This is a genomic window from Aestuariivivens sediminis (genome assembly GCF_022662105.1).
Classification (GTDB): domain Bacteria; phylum Bacteroidota; class Bacteroidia; order Flavobacteriales; family Flavobacteriaceae; genus Aestuariivivens; species Aestuariivivens sediminis.
In genome coordinates this window covers 169,294-191,480 of record NZ_JAKMCP010000003.1, presented here as the reverse complement: position 1 = coordinate 191,480, position 22,187 = coordinate 169,294, and the positions used below count along the sequence as shown (strand labels likewise).

General features: G+C 38.4%; 20 protein-coding genes. 10 read left to right on the top strand and 10 right to left on the bottom strand.

All coding sequences use genetic code 11. From position 1 onward, the window contains the following. The first annotated feature begins 5 nt into the window (after nucleotides 1-5). The 7 genes from MR054_RS08795 to rffA all read left to right on the top strand — a co-directional run bounded on the left by MR054_RS08795 (nucleotide 6) and on the right by rffA (nucleotide 6,831). The gene (locus MR054_RS08795; protein ID WP_242157546.1) at nucleotides 6-233 is read left to right on the top strand and encodes an acyl carrier protein; all 228 of its coding nucleotides are present in this window, start codon (nucleotides 6-8) and stop codon (nucleotides 231-233) included. A gap of 1 nt (nucleotide 234) precedes the next feature. After that, a complete protein-coding gene (locus MR054_RS08790; RefSeq protein ID WP_242157545.1) occupies nucleotides 235-780 on the top strand; it encodes a GNAT family N-acetyltransferase in 546 nt (181 codons plus the stop codon). 11 nt (nucleotides 781-791) lie between these two features. Then, the gene (locus tag MR054_RS08785) at nucleotides 792-1,850 is read left to right on the top strand and encodes a 3-oxoacyl-ACP synthase III family protein (protein ID WP_242157544.1); all 1,059 of its coding nucleotides are present in this window, start codon (nucleotides 792-794) and stop codon (nucleotides 1,848-1,850) included. A gap of 4 nt (nucleotides 1,851-1,854) precedes the next feature. Next, nucleotides 1,855-2,604, top strand: a complete 750-nt coding sequence (locus tag MR054_RS08780; RefSeq protein ID WP_242157543.1) for an SDR family NAD(P)-dependent oxidoreductase — start codon at nucleotides 1,855-1,857, stop codon at nucleotides 2,602-2,604. Nucleotides 2,605-2,616: 12 nt separating this feature from the next. Next, nucleotides 2,617-3,630, top strand: a complete 1,014-nt coding sequence (locus MR054_RS08775; RefSeq protein WP_242157542.1) for a 3-oxoacyl-ACP synthase III family protein — start codon at nucleotides 2,617-2,619, stop codon at nucleotides 3,628-3,630. 380 nt (nucleotides 3,631-4,010) lie between these two features. Further along, a complete protein-coding gene (locus MR054_RS08770) occupies nucleotides 4,011-5,687 on the top strand; it encodes a hypothetical protein (RefSeq protein ID WP_242157540.1) in 1,677 nt (558 codons plus the stop codon). Between the two features lie 4 nt (nucleotides 5,688-5,691). Continuing rightward, entirely contained in the window at nucleotides 5,692-6,831 is a 1,140-nt protein-coding gene (gene rffA, locus MR054_RS08765; RefSeq protein WP_242157536.1) for a dTDP-4-amino-4,6-dideoxygalactose transaminase, read from the top strand. Nucleotides 6,832-6,852: 21 nt separating this feature from the next. On the opposite strand, the gene MR054_RS08760 is transcribed toward rffA, so the two are convergent. From MR054_RS08760 to MR054_RS08735, 6 genes are all read right to left on the bottom strand, one after another. Beyond that, the gene (locus MR054_RS08760; RefSeq protein WP_242157535.1) at nucleotides 6,853-8,553 is read right to left on the bottom strand and encodes a tetratricopeptide repeat protein; all 1,701 of its coding nucleotides are present in this window, start codon (nucleotides 8,551-8,553) and stop codon (nucleotides 6,853-6,855) included. 27 nt (nucleotides 8,554-8,580) lie between these two features. Further along, nucleotides 8,581-9,675 carry a cytochrome c3 family protein gene (locus MR054_RS08755; protein ID WP_242157534.1) on the bottom strand — a complete coding sequence of 365 codons (1,095 nt, stop codon included), beginning with the start codon at nucleotides 9,673-9,675 and terminating at the stop codon, nucleotides 8,581-8,583. Between the two features lie 27 nt (nucleotides 9,676-9,702). Further along, entirely contained in the window at nucleotides 9,703-11,670 is a 1,968-nt protein-coding gene (locus MR054_RS08750; protein ID WP_242157533.1) for a hypothetical protein, read from the bottom strand. A 2-nt stretch (nucleotides 11,671-11,672) separates the two neighbouring features. After that, entirely contained in the window at nucleotides 11,673-12,497 is an 825-nt protein-coding gene (locus tag MR054_RS08745; RefSeq protein WP_242157532.1) for a cytochrome c3 family protein, read from the bottom strand. Nucleotides 12,498-12,581: 84 nt separating this feature from the next. Continuing rightward, on the bottom strand, nucleotides 12,582-13,580 hold the full coding sequence (locus tag MR054_RS08740) for an NHL repeat-containing protein (protein WP_242157531.1): 999 nt from the start codon (nucleotides 13,578-13,580) through the stop codon (nucleotides 12,582-12,584). A 247-nt stretch (nucleotides 13,581-13,827) separates the two neighbouring features. Further along, complete coding sequence (locus MR054_RS08735; RefSeq protein WP_242157530.1) at nucleotides 13,828-14,583, bottom strand: cytochrome c3 family protein; 756 nt, start codon at nucleotides 14,581-14,583, stop codon at nucleotides 13,828-13,830. A gap of 830 nt (nucleotides 14,584-15,413) precedes the next feature. Here MR054_RS08735 and MR054_RS08730 point away from each other — a divergent pair. Further along, nucleotides 15,414-15,869 carry a hypothetical protein gene (locus tag MR054_RS08730; RefSeq protein ID WP_242157528.1) on the top strand — a complete coding sequence of 152 codons (456 nt, stop codon included), beginning with the start codon at nucleotides 15,414-15,416 and terminating at the stop codon, nucleotides 15,867-15,869. A 71-nt stretch (nucleotides 15,870-15,940) separates the two neighbouring features. Here MR054_RS08730 and MR054_RS08725 read toward each other — a convergent pair whose 3' ends face one another. Further along, on the bottom strand, nucleotides 15,941-17,635 hold the full coding sequence (locus MR054_RS08725) for a cytochrome c3 family protein (protein WP_242157525.1): 1,695 nt from the start codon (nucleotides 17,633-17,635) through the stop codon (nucleotides 15,941-15,943). Next, nucleotides 17,632-18,651 carry a 6-bladed beta-propeller gene (locus MR054_RS08720; RefSeq protein WP_242157524.1) on the bottom strand — a complete coding sequence of 340 codons (1,020 nt, stop codon included), beginning with the start codon at nucleotides 18,649-18,651 and terminating at the stop codon, nucleotides 17,632-17,634. The genes MR054_RS08725 and MR054_RS08720 overlap by 4 nt, the downstream gene beginning before the upstream one ends. 192 nt (nucleotides 18,652-18,843) lie before the next feature. Between MR054_RS08720 and MR054_RS08715 the strand changes: the two genes are divergently transcribed. Further along, on the top strand, nucleotides 18,844-19,449 hold the full coding sequence (locus MR054_RS08715; protein ID WP_242157523.1) for a DOMON domain-containing protein: 606 nt from the start codon (nucleotides 18,844-18,846) through the stop codon (nucleotides 19,447-19,449). A 90-nt stretch (nucleotides 19,450-19,539) separates the two neighbouring features. Here the strand turns inward: MR054_RS08715 and MR054_RS08710 are convergent, their stop codons facing one another. Continuing rightward, a complete protein-coding gene (locus MR054_RS08710) occupies nucleotides 19,540-20,757 on the bottom strand; it encodes a glutamyl-tRNA reductase (protein ID WP_242157522.1) in 1,218 nt (405 codons plus the stop codon). Between the two features lie 82 nt (nucleotides 20,758-20,839). After that, on the bottom strand, nucleotides 20,840-21,247 hold the full coding sequence (locus tag MR054_RS08705) for a c-type cytochrome (RefSeq protein ID WP_242084860.1): 408 nt from the start codon (nucleotides 21,245-21,247) through the stop codon (nucleotides 20,840-20,842). A gap of 367 nt (nucleotides 21,248-21,614) precedes the next feature. Here MR054_RS08705 and hemG point away from each other — a divergent pair, with 367 nt between their 5' ends. After that, nucleotides 21,615-22,142, top strand: coding sequence for a menaquinone-dependent protoporphyrinogen IX dehydrogenase (gene hemG / locus MR054_RS08700; RefSeq protein ID WP_242157521.1), 528 nt, complete (start codon nucleotides 21,615-21,617; stop codon nucleotides 22,140-22,142). Nucleotides 22,143-22,187 lie beyond the last annotated feature (45 nt).

The window sequence follows — 22,187 nt, the reverse complement described above, 5'->3', positions numbered from 1 at the left end:
ATAGTATGGAATTAGCCCAATTTGTTAAAGATTTCGAGTTACAATTTGAAGAAGTAGAACCTAATAGTATAACTCCGGACACTATATTTAGAGACATTGATGAATGGAGTTCATTAATGGCCTTGGTGATCATTGCGATGGCAGATGAAAACTATAATGTAAAATTAACGGGTGACGATATCAGGAATTCCAAAACGGTTAAAGATATTTTTGAAAAGTTAAAAGTGAAATAACATGGAATATTCTGAATTTTCCAGGCTTGGTGTGACTTTTAAGCGGTTGTCTATGGACACGCTTGAAATGCTGAGGCAGTGGAGAAATTCAGATGATGTCCGTCCCTACATGATCTATCAAAAGATCATAAGCCCTGAGGATCATTTAAAATGGTATGAATCTTTAGATAGAAAAACTAATTTTTACTATTTCACATTTTACAACAATGAGCCTTTTGGTGTATACAGTATTAAAGATATTGATCTTGAAAAGAAAACAGGTGAACCCGGTGTATTTTTAAAAAATAAAAGTTTGTGGGAAAGTGAATTCACTTTAAGAGGGTCATTCTCATTACTATTATTTGCCTTTGAAGAATTAAACTTAGAATCTCAGATTATTCATGTTTTAAAAACTAATAAAAAAGCACTATCATATAATAAGCAATTAGGGTTTAAGATAAATACTGGATTTCAGAATAATGATTTTTTCGAATTAATTTTAAAAAAGGAGGAATTTTTTGCAAATAATCGTATTTCGAAGCTTCTTAATTATTTAGAAAAGAGTTAAAAATATTTTTCATGGCTAATTTTTCATTTCAACATATCGAACTCACAGGGATCGCCGCAGCGGTTCCAAAAACAAGGAAAGTCAATGCGGAGAATGGTTATTTCCCTAAAGAAGATGTCGAAAAATTTACCCAAACCACTGGTGTGGCAGAATTTAGAGTGGCTGGTAAAAATCTGACAACATCCGATCTTGGATATGAAGCCGCAAGAAAATTGATCTCAGACATGAATATTGACAAAAATGAGATTCATGTGTTGATTTTTGTTTCCCAAACCCCAGATTATTTAAATATTCCTAATACAGCTCCTATTTTGCAGGATAAACTGGGTTTATCCAAAGGTTGTTTGGCATTCGACCTAACCTTAGGCTGCTCTGGGTTCATATATGGTTTGAGTACTTTGGCTTCCTATATGCAAAATCCTGCCTTTAAAAAAGGACTTTTAATTTGCGGAGATACCTCTACCAAAACAATTAATCCCGAGGATAAAAGTACGGCCTTACTTTTTGGAGATGCTGCTACCGCTGCTATTATCGAAAGAAAAGAAGATGCCAACCCCGTACATTTTAATATGGGCTCTGATGGCTCAGGGTATAAGGCCATCATTATTGAAGAAGGAGGCTACAAAAACCCTTACAACACCAATTCATTAGATGTTGTTGATTATGGAGAGGGGATTAAAAGAAACGGATGCCAGTTGGCGCTCGATGGCATGGATGTTTTTGGGTTTGGGATCACTCAGGCTCCCAAAACGGTCAAGGAACTATTTGAATATGCAAGTATTGAAAATAGTGATATCAACTATGCCGTTTTTCATCAGGCCAATAAAATGATGAATGAAATGATCCGAAAAAAACTAAAACTGGAAAAAGAAAAAGTGCCCTATTCATTGGAAAAATTTGGCAATACCAGTTCGGCTTCCATACCCTTAACCATGGTTACACAACTAAAAGAACAGCTCTCAAGTGGCAAAAACAGGTTGCTGCTCTGTGGCTTTGGCGTTGGTCTTTCCTGGGGAAGTTGTTATTTAACTACAGAAAACTTAACTATGCCGAACTTGATAGAAATCTGATAGTATGAGCAATCCTTTTACATTACAAAATAAAACCATATTGATAACCGGAGCCTCTTCGGGTATTGGCAGAGCCACAGCAATATTATGTGCCGAGATGGGTGCAACCCTGTTCATTACAGGAAGAAAAGAATCAAAACTAAATGAAACTTTTACAAATTTGTCTGGATCCGGGCATCAGAAATTGGTATTGGATTTTGAAAATGAAGATGCTATTACCCGTTTAGTTGCAGCAATAGATCAACTTGATGGTATAGTTCATTCAGCTGGCATTGTAGATAACGTTCCCTTTCAATTTATAAAACAAAAAGCATTAGATAAAATATTTAACCTAAATTTAAATGTGCCACTGATGATTACTAGGGACCTAATAAAAAAAAGAAAATTACATAGTAAAAGCTCTATAGTTTTTTTGTCATCCTTGGTTGGTGTTGGTAAAACTTATTATGGTGCTACAAGCTATAGCGCATCAAAAGGAGCAATTTCATCAGTCATTAAGGTTATGGCTTTGGAGATGGCAACAAAAAAAATAAGGGTTAATTCAGTTTGCCCAGGAATGGTCTTAACTGAAATGGTAGATAACTTGGAGGCGATATCTTCAAATCAACTTAAGAAGGATGAGAAAGAAAACTATCCGCTCGGTTATGGAACCCCCGAGCAGGTCGCCAATGCCATTGTGTTTTTATTGAGCGATGCCAGTTCCTGGATTACGGGCACCAATCTCGTTATTGATGGGGGAGCTTCCATTCATTAATATTTTGAAACTATGAGTGCTAAAGCCTTAATTCAAGCCATTTCATATTACCTCCCCAGTAATCAATTGGATAATGCCGTTATTGAAACACAATTCCCTGAATGGAGCATTGCTAAAATTGCAGAAAAGACCGGCATTGAAAACAGGCGTATAGCCGCTGATGATGAAACTTCAGGTGACATGGCGGTGAAGGCGGCCGAGAAACTTTTTAGGGAAAATTCCATCGATCGCTCCACAATCGATTATTTAATATTATGCACACAAAGTCCGGACCATTTTTTACCTACAACGGCTTGTATTGTTCAGGAAAAACTGGGTTTGCAAACATCTGTTGGGGCATTTGATATGAATCTGGGCTGTTCGGGATTTGTCTATGGATTAGGAATTGCGAAAGCCCTTATCGTTTCGAGACAAGCAAAGAACGTCTTACTGATAACCTCTGAAACGTATAGCAAGTTTATACATCCTATGGATAAAAGCAATAGAACCATTTTTGGGGATGCTGCTGCCGCAACATTAATTTCCTCTGAGCATGGTTTTGCTGAAATAGGTGAATTTGAATATGGTACCGATGGTAAAGGCGCCGAAAATCTAATCGTAAAAAATGGAGCGTTACGTAGTCCGGTAACTGAAAAGGAAGCTGTAATAGATGAGTATGGCAATTATAATTCAGACAACCATTTATATATGAATGGAACGGAAATATTCTTATTCACTTTAGAATCTGTGCCTAAATTAATTTCTAAAACAGTAACAAAAAACAACCTAAATAAAGACAATATAGATCTGTTCATATTGCATCAGGCCAATCGTTTTATGCTTCAAAGTCTTCAGAAAAAATGCAAGATACCTAACAGTAAGTTTTACATTAAGATGGAACATTGCGGTAATACCGTTTCCTCAACTATTCCCATTGCTTTGTATCATGCTCAAAATGAAAATAGAATTCAAAATGACAATACCATTTTATTGGCAGGATTTGGGGTGGGTTATTCATGGGCTGGTACCATTTTAAGGACATTCTAATTACTCTAATTATGAGTTATTTATTTTTAACGCTTTTGTTTATTGTTTTTGGACAACTAATTTTAAAATGGTGCATAAACATAAATGGTATGAAGCCGGAAGGTTTTGCTCCTTTGACAAAGTTTTGGCTTCAACTTATAGTAGATCTCTGGGTCTTATCCGATTTACTTTTAGCCTTTTTTATAATGATGGTTAAATCGGCCAAGTTCGAACTGTCATATGCTTGTACTTTTGTGAGTTTATCCTTTGTTGTTGTGCTTTATATATGCGTGTTATTATTTAATGAACTGATAAAAACATCCAAGCCGCTTGGCTTTCTAATAGTAATCCCGCGTTTAATCATACTTTCAAGAGGTAAAAAATGATTTAAATCCTTAATCATGTTAAGAACCACGAAAAATATCAATAAGTTACTACTGTTTGCAATTTGTCTTATCGAATTCGCTCTTATCATGGCTTCATTACCCGTTTATTTCGAGCTGAACGACGATACAGGCATGAATGCCATTGCATCGGGTGCGGTTTCCGGTAGCCCTTCTGAATTTTTATTATTTACCAATGTCATTATTGGCTATCTGTTAAAGTTCTTTTTCACCTATGTTCCAACGGTAAACTGGTACACCTGGTATTTGCTTAGCGCACTGTTTATGGGCTATTTTGCCATTCAATATGCGTTTGCGACTAAAAATGCATCCCTTTGGCTAAAAATTTTCAAGCATATTTTGATACTGGCCTTAATAATGACTAGTCTTTTAACTATTACCTTCAGTGAAGTCGCAGTTGTGGTCATGATAGGGGGTATCCTTATAATTGCTAACGCTGAACATAAAAATCATTTTGAACTTGGATTCGGGTTGTTTCTTATGGTCCTGGGAGCCTTGATACGGACCGATGTCTTTAAAATGATCATGCTTTTGGGTGTTCCTGTTTTTGTGTATTTGATTTATTCCAAACACTATAGGAAACTCCTGTATATAGCCTTATCCGTCCTCATAAGTTTTGGGGCCATGATGATTGACAAATTGGTCTATCATAACCATACCGAATATCAGGAATACCGAGAATTCAACCAGATTCGATCTAAAGTTACGGCAAGTGATAACAGCCAGTTATTTGATAAAATGGAAATTTTTAAGGCGATGGGGTGGGGCATTGCAGATGTTGAATTGATGGCAAGTTTTAATCTGGATGTGGGACATCTTAAATTCACAAAAGAAAAATTAAAACGGGTCGCCAATTATGACCCGGGATTGAACAAAAAGAGGTCACTCTCTTTCTTGTTAGAACATGTAGGCATTTCACTTAAAACGTTATTTGATTTTATTAAAAGGCAAACCCATTGGCTATTGGTGTTTTGCTGTATCCTGTTTCTTTTAATAGAGCGCAAAACAAAGGCACTTCTACAGGTATTGGCCTACTTCATATATATTGTGCTTATTGCTGTTTTCATTCTGATCGTAATTGAAGGAAATTTAAAGGATCATATTGCGTTTGGTCTGCTATTGCCCTTGGGTCTTATGCTTATTTATTTTTTGTCTTTCGACCGCATTTTTAAATGGATTGGAATTAAACATTTAAACTATGTAAAAACAGGCCTTATTGTTTTTTGCGCTGTTGTTCTTTTTATACCCCTGTTGAAGTTCAACATGACAAAGGATGCCATTATAAACGAATTTGAAATAACTGAAAAAATGCATGCTGCTCTAGAAGCCAGACCCGAACCTTTTTATGTGAGCTGGGTGATTCTGCAATACTATCCCATTTTTAACCTACCGTTTAACATGTCAAAGGCTTATTCTTTAGGGTGGTCGGCAGGGAGTCCGGTCAACAAGGACAAAATAGAACGCTTTACCGGCAACAGAAATCTGGGGGTCTATACCATATTTAATAAGGATATCGTATGGTATTTTCAAAATGATATTTATTATAAGCTATTTGCTAAAATAGTATACGAATTTTATCTCAAAACTTATCCAAATCGCAGTTTTAGTAGAGAACTCATTAAAGTGACGGAAAATAAAATGCTCATTAAACATACCTACCATATTAAAATGTAATGCTATGATTCCCTTTAACAAACCACATTTTTCGGGCAAGGAGACCCTTTATATTGAGGATGCCTTAAAAGGAGGTCATATCTCGGGCGACGGAAAATACACCAATAAATGCCAGCAGTTTTTTGAACAGCGCTACGGTTTTGGAAAATGTCTGCTCACGACGTCCTGTTCTGACGCGCTGGAAATGGCGGCCATTTTATTGAACATCCAACCGGGCGATGAGGTTATTGTACCATCTTACACCTTTGTCAGTACGGCCAATGCATTTGTGAGGCAGGGAGCCAGGATCGTGTTTGCCGATAGCTTGCCTAGCCACCCCAATATCGACAAGGATACACTGGAGGCCCTGATCACCAAAAAAACAAAGGCCATTGTCCCCGTGCACTATGCCGGGGTGGCCTGCGATATGGATACCATTATGGAACTGGCCAACAGATATGAAATCTATGTGGTGGAAGATGCGGCACAGGCTGTTGACAGCTTTTATACAGGCGGGGATGGGTTGAAAAAACCCTTGGGAAGTATCGGCCACCTGGCGACCTTTTCGTTTCATGAAACCAAAAACCTAACTTCAGGTGAAGGCGGTATGCTGGTCATCAATGACCCGCAATTTGTGGATCGAGCCGAAGTGGTCTGGGAAAAAGGCACAAACCGGGCGGCTTTTTTTAGAGGGGAGGTCGATAAATACGGCTGGGTAGATTTGGGGTCCTCATTTTTGCCTTCCGATATTCTTGCCGCTTTTTTGTGGGCACAGATAGAGAATCTGGATGACATCCAAAATCAACGGAAGCAGCATTGGAATGCCTATTATACGCGCTTACATCAATGGGCCGATGCAAAGGGGATCATGCTGCAGCACACACCCGACTACGCCACCAACAATGCGCACATGTTTTATATGGTGTGCAAAAATATGAAACAACGCAGCGCACTCATTACCCATTTGAAAGCTTACGGAATCCTGGCTGTTTTTCATTATTTAAGCCTGCATAAAAGTCCTTTTTACAGGAATAAACACGACGGAAGAGCACTCATCCAAAGTGACCGATACAGTGATACCCTGGTGCGTTTGCCGTTTTATTATGAGTTGAACGGCAACGATATAGACTATATTGTCAAAACAATTAAAAAGGGTATTTCATAGTGAACCAATAGGTCTTTTTTGTTAGTCCGATTTTTCTAATTTCTTTTTATTGTCATGTATTTCTTTCAATAATTTTTCAATTCGTATAGTTTGATATAAGGGTTTGTAGGGGTGGGCCAATTGTTCTTTCAAAAGTGCTTCTGCCAATGCAACCTTTCCTTTATTTAAGTAAATTACCGCCAATAAATAGTTGGCGTCCGGATAATCATGTGTCTTGGACGCTTTAATTGAAGAAGAATATAATAGCTTTTCCGCCTGGTCCACTTTATTTTGATCCATATAACTCAATCCTAATAAATATTCCACAATGCATTCAGATAAATTTGCATTGGTATCAATATTTTCAATTATAAATTCTGCCTGTGCAAACTTTTTAGCACTTATCAACAACTTCACATAATTCATGATGTTAAAATCATTGTTTGGATTTAATCTATACCTGTTTTCTCTTACAGCCAGGTCACTTTTAAATGTGGGAATATAATTAACGGTCATTACAGACCAGGACACCCAGAGAAACACGACAAAGCCTGCCAGTGCAACTTTGGATTTAGGCCACAACCTAGAGATGAGTTGCATAAGGCTCAATACCATTAAGAATATGCCTAATAGCGGTATGGCCAAATAGCGATCATAGATCTTTTCATTGGGCATATCCGGAAAAATCGATAGCACGGGCAACAGGTAAATTATAAATAACAGCATACCCAAGGTGATCAATGAATTACGATATCTAAAAAACAGGACCATCAAGACCAGAATGAAAACCAGACCAATGACCGTAAAGAGGTCAAAATTAGTATACCAATGAAAATTATATTCCTTGCGCCATAAAAAAATGTAACCAAAACTGAGTTCATTGGGCCAGGCAATTCTGCTTAGGTGATGGCCCAGTATGTTTATTGCCCTTAGAGTTCTCTCGTATACTGAGGTAGATATCATGATATCGGTTAACTTGGGTTGTGCGAAAACATATTGGATCCAAATAAAAACGGGAATATTGGCAAGTAACCAAAATCCAACTAATTTTAAGATATCTCTAGATTTTTTATTGCTTGTTATCAGCCATAAAAAAGGAATAAAAATAATGCTGGCTAAAGCGATGAGTTTCGATAAAACGGCTAAATAGTGGAGGAGTACCCCAAACAAAAACAACCAAACTACGTTTTGAGTAGATTTTCTTCCGATTTTATATAAAAAGAAAAAAGAAGCCACGATCAGAAATAGCGATAAAATATCTTTTTGACCTGAGATATAGGCGACAGATTCCACATACATGGGATTTAATAAAAAGAAGCTCATGAGGATACAGGCAGATACTTTTACGAGCCAATTCTTATTTGCAGCAGTATGATCTTTAAATGCATGGTTTTCAAAGAGTACTCTGGTCCAGTAATAGACCAAAAATCCCGAAGCTAAAAATAACATTAAACTTATAATATGATACCCTGTGGTCCATTCGGCAAATACATTGTATTCTATAACATACAAATAATCCCGTAAGGGTAACAATTCACCCCATCTGTTGGTGGATTCTCTAAAAACAGCTTTGATATCCGTCAGGTTTAAGTGGGTTAAAACCGTATCATCGAAATAGGAACCATCATCAATTACAAATTTTCCAAATAAGGAAGGGTAATATAGGATAAGGGCAATGACCGAAATAATAACAGGGAAAACGTTTAAAACATTACGGTATGTAAGATGTCCTCGTTGTTTCATAGGATTTTTTACAATTATTTTCATTCACTAGTCATCATTGGTTGTGTTGCTGCCAACTCGGGAATACCCGCGTTCTTCATGGCATCCCGTCGCGCAGGTGCCGCCATTGTTGTTTGGGATATAATTTAAAGGCATATCCCAACGGCCAAACTTAACTGTTGCAGCAATAAGTTTCTTGTTCTTGGCACCATGAACATCATGGCAATTGGTACAATTACGTCCTTTTACCTTGTTGACATGCACGTAATGTAAATTACGATCCCCATTTCTGAATTCAGTTCCAATAGTAGTGGTCTCCACGTTCAACAGGTCCGTGTCATGGCATTGAAAACATAAAGCGAAATTATCTTCGATGCCCTCAACATAATTACCCAGTGTAAAACTTTCTTTTAAGAGCAGTTCTATTTCTGAAAAATGGGGACTGTGACAACCGGTACAGGTCTTGCCCAGGGCTCCGTGCTCATGGGTACTTTCCTTTAAGTGCTTTTCGATATTGGCCAGGGTAGTACCATTCTCCTTTTTAATACTTTTATTATGGCAGCTAAGGCACAATTTTCGGTTATTGTCAACCAATAGCCGTCTTTGGGTCGAGGCATGAGGATTATGGCACTGTAAACAGGCCTCGCCGGTATAGGAGGCGGTATGTACAGATACTGCAGTCTCGCGGTCATCATCAAATTCGCTGTGGCAGAAAAAGCACAGATCCGGGGCCTGGGTAAATACCAATTTTGGGTCGTTGGAGCTATGAACTTCATGGCATTCGGTACATTCCCCATTTTTGGTAGGTTTGTGAACATATTTTAAGCTGTGCTCTTCCTTAAGTTCGGTATGGCAGGAGTAACACAGTTCGGCCCCTTTGGCAAAATAGGTAAAGGCCGATACGTCTTCTATGGGGTGCTCCTTACCATTGGGCTCATGGCATATGGTACAATCGGTAGCCGTCGGACCATGAAGGATGTCTTTTCTGACCGTACGTTGGTGACATTCTGTTGTACAGGTGTTTATTTTGCTGTTTTGAGCATTTAAAACCATACTGAAAATCATTAAAAAAGCAATGAAAACATATCTTTTTAATACATTTGCAATCCAATGTTGGCCGTTAATTCTTGTTATAGGTTTCATAATATATAGTTTTACTTTAAGATGGATTTAAAAATTTCTAAATATGGAGATTTGACCTCCAATAAAATTAGCCTTATAAAATGCCGTGTGACTGTTAAAAAAATTAACATTGGTCATAAAAGATAATTGACCAATTCTAGCTCTATAGGAAACTTGTCCGCTTAACCATTTTCGTTTCGTTTCATTCACTTTTCGTTTATTATAGGCAATTGTAAAATTTATTTTATGTTTTGTGTTAAAGGCATAGGCCAGCATACCCGTTAAACGTTCTCTGTGTTCATTTCTGCCTGCTTCTTGAATCAAACTATAGCCATTTCCATTATAGTTGAGATTATAAATTATATTCTGCCTTAAATTGCCACGAAGGTTAATGTTATAAGATAACAGGCTGTAAGGTACTAAGTCGCTAATGTATTTTTGATATCTCAAACTGCCTTGAAAAAAATCATAGGTAATGCTGCCTTCATAACCCATGCTCTTATAATAATTTTCAGACTCGTAGATAATAAGTGAGGTATTCTTAAAGGTTTGGTTGTTAAAAAAATAGTTAAAATGTATAATGTCCTTGAATAAAGTGACACCTGCTGTAAAGCTGTTCGTATTTGAGTTTATTGTGTAATCGCCGTTTTGATTTGCCGTATAGCTGATTAAAACCGTAGTATTGTTTTCAATCAAACCTCCTGGTAAGCGTTGAATCTCAATAAAATTGCCGATTTCGTATAACACATAATCTATGTTCTCTTCATAGATCAAGGTACCGGTATCATTTCGTACAACAATCGTATTTCTGGCAATATTGGAATGGCCAAGTAAGACCACATCATTATCTGAAAGTCTGTATTCCTTATTGTTTTCTTCAAAAATGGTGGATAAACCGTTAGTGTTGTTTATTCTTTTACTGTACGTATGGTGGATCCTTAATTTACCGTTGAACGGAATATTTTTGGTATATCTGTTACCGATAGCAAAATTATAATTGGTTTGCTTTATAAAGTTACTTTTTGTGTTGGTGTACCCCACATTTGCAGTAGAGGTTAGGCTTTGGTATAAGGTATGCGTAAAAAAACTATTAAATGTTAACGTTTTAATATTTCCATTTTTAAAGCCATTAATGCCATAGTTAGCGGTATTTGACCATCTCATTCTATCAGACAATTTCAAATCCAATCGGTTTAGAAAAGACAGCCTTTCGCTGGAAGCATACCGGCTCCGTTTAAAATAATCTATATTGGAATTAAATCGATTTTTATATCCTTTTGAAAATTTATAATTTGTATTTAGGGAAACACGATCTGTTGTTGAACTCACCTTATTGAGTGCGGCAGCATCAGTATTGTCAGTCCTGTGTACTGCATGTAAATTGGTATAAAAACGAGAATTAATTCCTTTGGATACATTCAATTGTAGAATATCACCCGATTGATCCAGCCGACGTCCGATGCTGGAATTCTTTAAAAAAGACTTTCTGGCGTCATAATTTAGCATTACAGCGCCTAATACTCGGTTCCTATATAAGGCCGAGGCGCCATAATTTTTGTTGATTCTGTCGTAGCTTTCAATGTTATCGACATTTACAGTGGATTCTGATAAATTGATTCTGGTCCTGAAACTCAGTGGCTGTTCTTTTAGAATTTCTGAGGATAAAAAAAGTTGTTTCTGAATGATTTCGGTGGCAAAGTCCGGTAGGCCTAAGGCAGCAAAATTACTGAACACCGGGTTATAGCTGGCGTTGATATCCAGAACCAATAAATTGGGATGCATCACGTACGATTTGCTGTTGAATTTGGCAATACCGGTAAAATGAGATCGGTCCAATTGATTTAACAAGGTCGTATCATTTTGATATTTAACAGAAGATAGCATGCCTTGCACGCCTACGTTCCCCGAGAATTCCAATAAGCGCCATGGCGTAATCTTATATCCGCCAGCTGATTGAGCATATCCCCTAAACGCCATTGCTGTTAAAAACACCATAATAACTTTAAAGAGGTCCATAATCATGGTGTGTTAAGGGTTAAAAAATATTTTCGATCACTGCTGTGCGGGTCATGACATTCCGTACAGGCGGATGTTTCATATGGGCTATGATAGGCAGTCGCAAAAATGTCCTGCATGCCATGGCAATTTAAACACAGTTGATTTCCCGGATCACGTAATAATTTTGGTGCTGACGATTTATGCGACTCATGACACATGGAGCATTCTCTTGAGGCCACCGGGCCATGTATGTGCACATTCTGAGCTGTAAAGTCGTCATGGCAGCTAAAGCATGAATTTTTGTTCAAATAATTTATATCTGAACCACCATGGGGGTTGTGGCAGGCCATACAGTTTTTGGATTCAATATGGGTGTGCACCCTGTTATTAACTATTTTATCTTTAATATGGCATTTTAAACACAGGTCCTGACCATTGCGTATCAGTAATTTTTCGATTTTAGACTGATGCGGATGGTGACATTGGGTACAATTGCCTGAGGCCACCGGTCCATGCAAAAATCCAATCTGCTGCCTAAAATCCTCATGGCATTGGTAACACAGCTGAGGCTGCTTCATTTTAGGTACGCCCATATAGGCCTTGGAATGACACTCTGCACAGGCTCGCTCTTTATAGGGGGGATGAATATTATCAGACACTTTAAACAGTATGGTACTGTCAGCAACTGGTCCGCCCAACTCAGTTACTTCTTCATTCGTTATTTTTAATTGTGGTTGTGGGACACCATCAAAAAAAAAGGATTTTATATTATAGGTGCTTGTAGGTGAACAGGCTAATACATTGAGTAGCAGTAAAACTAAATATGTATGTTTATTATTGAACATTGCATTCCTTAATGTAATTACTAACCTGTTCTACATGATGTTGGTCAAAAAAGGCGGTGCTCATGAAACAGCTTTCCCCTGAATTTATTTCGGCACAATCCGGCCATAGATATTAATTTTATTGCCGTACTGGTTGGCCACCAAAATGATGTATTTTAAGTTAAATTTTGGGTCTACATATTTTAGAAAATAGTCCATATTATCATAGTCAACAGTAATGGAGGTAGGTAAGATCATGCCGCCTATCAACCCTTTCATGGCCCCAAAAGCCATTAAGGTTTCGCCCTTATCATTGAATATTTGTACATTCTGATAGGCCCCATCTACCACATACAGGTTGTTTTCCTTATCGACCGATATTCCTTTTGTTCTTGCAAATTGTCCTACTTTAGTGCCATAAGAACCCGTTTTTCGTACATATTGGCCATCAAGGGTATAAGTTTTAACGCAATTGGCACCGGTGTCTGACACATGTATCTCGCTATCGGTCACACAAATATTGGTTGGTTTGAAAAGCCATTCTTCCGTTTTTGGTTCTGCTTTTGGGATGTAGCTTAAATGCGCTCCACTATTTTTATCATAAATATTGATCCGGTTGTTGTCTGTGTCGCATACGTATAATTTATTGTTCATGAGGTCAACATCGGAGGGTTTTACTAATTCGTCTCCACCAATGGCCCCGGTAAAACTGCCATTTTTATTAAAGGTCTTGATGACTTTAGCTCTAATGTCTACAATGAACATGTTATCCTGGTCATCAATCGCCATGTTTACCGGGGCTAAAAGTTTGCCTTGGCCCATGGGCGTAAAATGTCTAATATTTTCTGCAACTAAATCAATGACATCGATACGGCCGGCAAGGTCGCAGACAAATATTTTACTATTTTTGATTTCAACCCCATATGGCTTACCAATACTTAAGGGCGCTTCCTCACCTACAATCTTACTCATAAACGAGGAGCGTTTTTTGCCAAAATCCAGACTACTGTCAAATTTGGTGAGAAACTGAAGTCTGGCAGTATCCGGTGGCCGGGGATAAAACATTCTAAATGGCTCTGCTTCTGCTTTGCTGTTTGGCGCCAATTTAGGCGAGCAGTTTATAAATAATGAAACCATTAAAAAAAGTAGAATACTGTGTAGCGCTATTGTTTTCATATGATATCTAAAAAATGTTAAAGTCTTGTTTATCAGCATATTAATAAGGAAACACATATATTCAAAGGTACTTAGAATACTGTGTAAAAAAGATGATAAAAGTCAGGTATTAACAAGGGTTAGCGCATAAAAAAAAGGCGAATCATTCGCCTTTTTTTTATGTTGTGCTTTCCTGTTATTTTGTATGACAAGATCTACATAAGGCACTACCGGCATTATCCAATGTCAATAAATAATCATTGCTATAACTGTTATGGACATCATGACAAGTAGTACATTGTATTTTACCACTTTCTAATAAAACAGTTCCGGTAAGCGTACTCGGTGATTTTAATCCGGCTATACCACCTTCAGTATCTGCAGTGACTAATGCGTCTGAATAAGTAAATGAATAAGGATGTTCACCGGTTCCATCATTTCTTCGCGCTACTGAGGCAATTTTTACCCCACCAGTGGCTATTACATAGGTTCCACTCTCATTAACACCACCAAAAGCATCCAAATTACCCACACCGTCATGGCAAGATAAACACAGTACAGAAGACCCGTCTGGAATCCATACAGCACTTTCAGTTCCAGGATTATCAGGATCGTCTACTAAATAATCAGCGTAAGCTGCCTGAGACCAGACACTACTGACGAAAGTCCCATCATTGGCTTGGAATGTGTTTGATGTGTAAGGCGTGTAATTGGATACAACGATATCTGCCGGATCAGCTCTGTTCCAAAGAGGAGCATTTATAGTTGCTGAGGAGTTGTGCGCAATGTGGCATACAATACAGGTACGGCCACTATTGCTGCCATCACCATCGCCACCTGCCCAGGTTTCATCAGAAAAGTCGTGTGCAGTACCGGCCATGGTTTGCGCAAAACCATAAATGGTAAACAGGCATAAGATTAAAGTTAAAAGTAAAGATTTTGTTGTTTTCATAAGACTTAAATTTAAGATTTTATATATATACACATGTGATTAATAACAATACATTAAAATAACACTCAACACGAAGAAAAAAGATGACTTTTATCATGTTTTATACCCAGCGATACATTTTTTCGTTGAATAATAAAAAATAGATGTAATGTACTGATATACAATTACATATATGTCTTGTTGTTAGGCCTGTAAGCGACAGATTTTTTTGGTTTAATTCGAGGTGTTATTGTTAAATATGTAAATCACAGTAAATCAGACAGATAGGTTATTTATAAAGGTTCTAATTAATCTTTGAAATTCCATGATTACACTAGAAAGCGCTTCGGTTTTGCTGGAAATTATAAAGCCATTGAACGGTCCGTTGTGTTACATTATCAATCTTTTAAGTTTCCATTTGAGTAACTAATGCAAGGACATCCAACCTGCCATGGTCAGAATGGAAGAGGACGTTTGTTAAAAGAATATGAATTATGTGACCGATATGTCCCGAGACGCTTTCCATGACCGTCCGATTTTACTTGGTGGGGGATAGATAAGTGTGACAATCCGTTTGTTTGGAATTGTTTTAATAAGACTACTTTTCTTCACTTCAATCTGGCTTGGAGTCTGTGGTTTTCAATGAAGGGTTTATTAGTGGTTCATGCAATGAATAATCCATTCATGGCGCGTAAAAACAAGGGTATTTGATGTCTTGGTTATGAACATAGTTTTCACTAAACCAATAGGTACAAATGTTTACTAAATGACCACCGTCATTGCACGAAGGGAATTAATTATCTTATTTTAAGACTATAAATGGATGGTATTTGTAATAATAAAAGTCTGCTATGATGAAAATAGGTATCTTATTATGTGTAGTTCTGAGTGCCTTAATTACTTTTTCTCAGGAAATACCGGAACTCGTTAAGGACAGTGTAAATGAAAAATTTAAGGTTCCTCACGGTCGCGAGGTGTTCCATCCGGATCTCAGGCTATTGAATACCTCCGTCTGGCAGAGAGTTACCGCCAATCGCTTTGAATGTGACTTTTTACGATTGGCTGTCGAATGGAGAAACAAACAATATTGGTTACTAGAAATGGATGGCCAAAAGCGTTTGCTCTCACGTCATGAGTGTTATTCGGTGATTTCTCATGTTATTGTCCATTTAACCTTAAGGCAAACGCCAAATTGGTTGCAATATCACAAGTTGCGAGATAAAGAATCTCAAGATTACAATTATTTAAAACTAGTGTTGTCGCATTACTCCCGATATTATTTCGGATTGCACTGCTTTTCATTTTAAGCAACTCCTATTTATTTCAGAAGATGGTCATTCCCTTTTAAGCTTGCCATAGCAGATTAACGGTAAAAGCTTTAATAATCGTCACCCTCGGCACTATGGGTATAATTGACCAAACCCTGTGAGTCATGGCAGGTCATGAAGCATTTTTTCTGGTCGAGATCGATCATACGGCCATTCAATGGGTTGGGCTGTATCACACTGCGGTCGAAATTGATGCCAAAGGCATTCTCTGATGGGGTACCGCCCTGATAGCCATGGGGGTCGTGGCAGGCGTTGCAGCCAATGGTCTCCATAAAATGACCTCCGCTGATCTCTTGATGCATACTGGTGACTGCATTGATATTATGGCACTCAAAGCACAAGGTAAAATTGCTCTGGATTAGTGAGGGCCAGCTTTTACCCAACTGGGGTGTTTTATCGAGATTGTAGTTGGCCTTTAAAATTCGTGGAAAACTGGACCCATGTGGTCCTTTTGGGGCCTTGGTACCGTCGCTGGCGTGACAGGAGGAACAATAGAGGATACTGTTGAAGTTATAGGGTTCTAAAAGGCCTCTCGGATTACTGTTTTTACCCTGCTCGATCACAGGGTGCATGGAAATGTTGTTGGGGTCGAAATCCAGCCGGGTGTTTTCAGTTCCCAAATACCGAAGCGTGCTTTCGGGAGTCATGGCATTGTCCGCATGACAGCGAAAACAGATCTCGTATTCATTGACGGCTTCATTAACCTGAAATCCTGAACGGTCTATGCCTCTAACGCCAATATTAGCACCACTGACAAAAGGTGCCACTGCCTCGGTAATATTGGCGCTATGTCCATTGTGGCAATCGGCACATTCCACATGTCTTTTGGTGTTGAGCTCATTTTCAACGGGGTCATGAACATCTGTATAGGCATAGACATCATGCCGATAGGGTTTTGCAAATTGCAGTTCCACATTTTTTATGGCCACATTACCATTATGGCAATCCAGACAGTTACTTTCTTCATCAGACTTTTTAAACAATCGTTCCTTGCCAGAAGCATTGTGCACATCATGACAATTGCCACAGCCATTTTGGTTAACCGTGGGATAGGGGGCATCTAAATGCAACCACGGATTGGGTTTATCACCATTCCATTTGCTTTTTGAGGTATTGTGGCTGCTATTGTCCCAGTGCTGTTTATCATGACAGGTAAGGCATAGTTGTGACGATTCATGGGTCACTTTTAAGAAATTACCATAAAGATTTCGATGCGAATCATGGCAGGCCGTGCATTGCAATTTGTTATTTTGGTCCAATACATGCCTTGGCAAGGTGGTTGGGTTTACCAAAGCGCCGTCTTTACTCGCCAGGCTAGGATCGTAGACAAATGATATGGGATGATCGTCTGATAGATCGGTACCCAGATTGCCTCGCTTGCTCATACTCTGAGCAAAAGAGATACTGTTCGGATTTTTAAAAGTATTGCCCAGGGCAACTGTACCATCGTGACAAGACAGGCATAAAATGGAGGTCCCGTCGGGCTGCCCCGGAGTAGCATCTAAGGTCGAACTGTTATATAAGGTATAAACCGCGCCTGATTGTCTGCGGTTCCATAAGGGTGCTTTTGGGTTGCTGCTATGACTGGTATGACAAAAGATACAGACACGGTCGTCAGCCATAGATTTGATTCTGCCTTTACCTGTTGCCGATAGGTTGTGTTTGGATTCAGACACGCCTTGGCCCAACACCATTTCAAAGGGCAGCAATAGAATGCATAATATGATTAGTACAGCACATCTCATGGGGTATAATTCAATTTAAAGATCTGGATTCTACTATTATAACTATCGGCGACATAAATATAATTGGCTTTATCGATATAAATGCCTGAGGGCATCCAAAATTCAGCCGTATCCCTTCCTTGATTTCCAAATCTGTACAAGAAATTACCGCTTTTATCAAAGATTTGAACCGTATGAAATAGGGCATCCACCACGTAAATATGTCCATAACTGTCGGTTGCAACTCCTTTGGGACGGGCCAGAAAGCCGGTACCGTTGCCATTCTCTCCAAACATGTTTATAAAATGACCTTCTGCATCAAATATTTGTACGCGATAGTTTAATGCGTCAACCACATAGGCATGACCCTTTCTATCAATCCAGAGGGATGTTGGAAAATTAAATTCTCCGGTATCGGTACCACGCTGACCAATGGTTTTAACAGGCTTCCCATGGGTGTCCAAAATACATATCTGATGCTTGCCCGTTTCTACCACCCATATTTGGTTGTTCTTTTGTGAATAGGCGATTCCGGTTGGTTGAGACAGCTCAAGTCGTGCATTTAATTCCCTTAGGGTATTTCTGTCCTCGGATAAGGAGAAAATTTTGTTTAGTTTGGAATCGGTAAATAGGATGCTATTATCCGGCAGCAAACAGGCACCCACCAGGGAAGGGAAATACCTCTCGTTTTTGCGTAACAGTTTTGGAATTTTGATTTTATCTTGTTCCACGGCAAATAAGGTGCCGTTACCCTGCTCAAATATCATACAGTTTTCCGGGTTGAAAGCAATTACTTCAACAGGTTTTTGTATAGAGGTCATATCATCTTTTCCTAATATGAGACGCTTTAGCCATCCTTTTTTGATCTTTTTATTAGCATCTTTTAAGTGCGGAATTTGATTGACCCATTCCACCCCTTTTGATTCTGTCAAATCCATTACATCGACATAGGTCGTGTCCTGAGGTTGAACGCTGTTCACCCAAAACAGCATCAAACCGATCATGAGAAAAATCCTATTTGTAATAATTAGATTCATCAAACTTTGAGTAAACCCAATACATGCATAACTACTACATGTCGAGGTCGTAGTTAAACAAATTTAAGCTATTGTGCTGAGCAAAATGGTGATAATTGTCATATTACGACTTACGGAATTATCATAAATTGCAGTCATAAAGAGGTGTTGTTTTTGTATAAAAAAATAGGGTAGCGTCCTAAAGATGTATGTATGAGGGCTTTTTTCGTATTGATTATACTATCGGGTTTTTGCGTTCAGACGCACACACAGGAAGGTTCCCTGAAACTTGTGGAAAGCCCTGGTGTTGAAATCATTGTTGACGGCCAACTGGATGAAAACGAATGGTCGGATGCCCGGGTACTGAACTTAAGGAAGGGAAAGGATCATCACATGGTCGTATTACTCAAATACGACAAAGATTACTTATATGTGGCCTTTAAACATCTGACCGACGCCAATAACATCAGTCATAATGCGGAGGTCCTTATCAGTACCAATAGCGATACCCCTGATTGGAGCAACCAATCCTACTGGTTCCATTCGTCCTACAGCAACTGTTCTGCAGTCGGGCTCTATTATTTTTGGGAGAATTGTACAACACGGCCTGTGGGTTGGGCTGCCAATACCTTTCCTTTTAAGGAAGGGAACGACCATATGGAATTTAAGATCAGTTTCTCTAAACTGAACATCAATCCTGCAAAAGGCCGACAAATAAGAATGGCCTTCAAAGTGAGTGACCCTTTGGACCAGCAGGCCTACTGGCCTGAGGAAGCCTTAATAGGAGATCCCTTAACCTGGGGGTTGATTACCTTTTGATCCCCATGCAAGTTTATAAAAAATAAAAAAGGCAATCCTAATTATGGGATTGCCTTTGTCGAGTTAGTCAAAAGATCAAAAATTGGATGTTCAATCCGTATATTTAGCAACCTGTTCGGAAATTACCAGGTCCATTTTTGATGATGACAAGAAGGCCTTAGGTTTGCTCATTAGTTTTCGCATCACCTCATTGGTTACAGCTGTTATTTTATCTTGTTCTTTGTTGGCTTCAAAATACGTATTCACCTTTTGGGCCACGGTTATTTTATATTCCGCCAGTAATTTCCTAAGCGGTGCTTCATGCAACCAGTCACAGTATTCCGATAGTTCATGGGCTATAATTCTATTGACCTCATCTATGGCTGAAATGCGTTGCTCCTTAACTTCTTTAAGGTCTTCGGATATGGCATCGAGGTCATAATATTTGACGTGATCTTCAGTGGCCAGAACCTTATCTATACAACCTTGCACGGATAAATCGATGAGCATCACCTTTTGTCTGCCTCGGGGTATCCTTCTGATGAGGTTCTTGGAATTGCTTACGGCACCGATAATCACATCAAAATCGTCCAGAGCATTGTCCTGAAGCCGATTCCAGCCAAATACCTTGCCATGGTGAACTTCAGCCAAATCTTTGGCTCTGTGTTCCGTGCGATTTGTAATGGAAATGTTTTTAAAATTGAACTTCGAGTTGTACTTGAATAACTGTTTCACAATGTCTCCGGCCCCTACAAAAAGAATTTTAACCCGTTTATGTTCGTCCAGGTCATAGGACTCTTTGATCAGTTTTAAGGATTTGTACGCCAATGAAGTGGTGCCATCTCTAAAATGCGTTTCATTACTGATGCGCTTATGAGCCTTGAAAACGGATTGCAAGGCACGCTCCAGTAAGGAGCCCTGTAAATGATGCGCAATGGCAAATTGATGTGCTTTTTTAATTTGATGAATGATCTCGGCATCACCTAAAACAGAAGATTCCAATCCTGATGATACCTGTAGTAAGTGATTAACAGTGGTTTCCGTGTCATCGCTCAAACAGAATAATTTGTTGTCAATACCTGAACTCTGGTGCCCTCTAAAGGTTAATAAGAAGTCCCTTATTGAAGCTGCAGAAGTACAAATAGATTCAAAATAGAGTTCCGTTCTATTACAGGTAGCCAGCAACATCAGTCCTGAAATATCATTAAATTCTTTTCGTAAGACATTTAATAACCCAATTTTTTGTTCGTTTGAAAATTGATAATGTGATCTTTGGGCAACGCTGGCCGTTATATGTGAGATACTTATATAGCGTAGGATTTTATCCATAAATAGTAATTCTAATTAATAATTACAGATGTAATTGGCTTGGTCCGTATGTGTTTAAAGAAAACTTCAAATAGATGAATAACTAAAGACTTCTTAAATAGTTAACGATGAGCCAACGATCCTGTTCATCTGGAATTTTTTTGTCAAACCCAGGCATATCGTCCCTGCCCATAATCATTTTATAGTAAAGAGAGCCATCAGATTGCGCTTTAAAAGCATCGGTGGTAAAGTCGCCGCACGGCGTATCTAAACCTTCCGCCTTTGGGCCATCGCCCAATCCTTTGGAACCGTGACACGATTTACAATGTTTCGCATATAAGGTGCGACCTATTTTATCCGCATCCGCATCGGAAGCATAAGGATTTTCCATCTTTTCAAATTTAGAAGGAACCTCCCATGGATCTTGATAACTTGATTTTATGAGTGTCATTGAAAGCATAACATAGCTACCAATAAGCAGTAAGGCGATAACAAAAATTCTATTTTTCATAATGTTGTGGTATTAATTCTAACGAAATTAGAATCTTTAAAGCAAATTTTTTATGACATATGTCATGTTATGTCAGATATGTTACATATTAAGATTTTAAAAAAACAGAACATTTGTTCTGTTTTTAAAACAATTGAAATTGTAATTTTGAATTCAGATTACAGGCCATAGAGTTAATATAGCGTACCCAGCCCGGCATAATAATGAACGCTTTTCATATCGGAACTATAAACTTATTTACAATACTTGTTATTACCGAAGGATCAATCAAAAACGATTTTTAATAATTTTAAAATAAAATATCATATCAGAATTATAAATCTAAAGCAGCAAACCAAAAACGGTGAAATTATAATACCTGAACAAAATGAATCAAAAAACCTTAATGTTATATTCATCGGTAGATGGACAAACCCTAAAAATTTGCAATCAACTCAAAGCTGTTTTTAAGCAATACAATCAAGACCTTGCACTACATTCCATTGATGATTTTGATGAAAATATAAGCCATTATGACAAACTGATTATTGGCGCAAGCATCAGATATGGCGTTCATAATAAAAGCGTTATCGATTTCATTAACCATCATAAGGAACAGCTGGACGCCATGAAAACCGCTTTCTTCTCTGTAAACCTAGTGGCTCGAAAACCGGAGAAGAATGCACCTGATACCAATCCCTACGTCATTAAATTTTTTAAGACCATCGATTGGACCCCCACTGTAACTGAGGTGTTTGCCGGAAAACTGGACTATAAGAAATACACTTTTTTTGATAGAACCATGATCCGGTTTATTATGTGGATGACCAAGGGGCCGACAAACCCCAATGTGGAAATAGAGTATACCGACTGGGACAGGGTGACAGCCTTTGGTAAACGACTAACAGATTTCTAACTAAAAAAGTTGGCATGGCAAACCAGAGCTGAACTCAGACCAAAA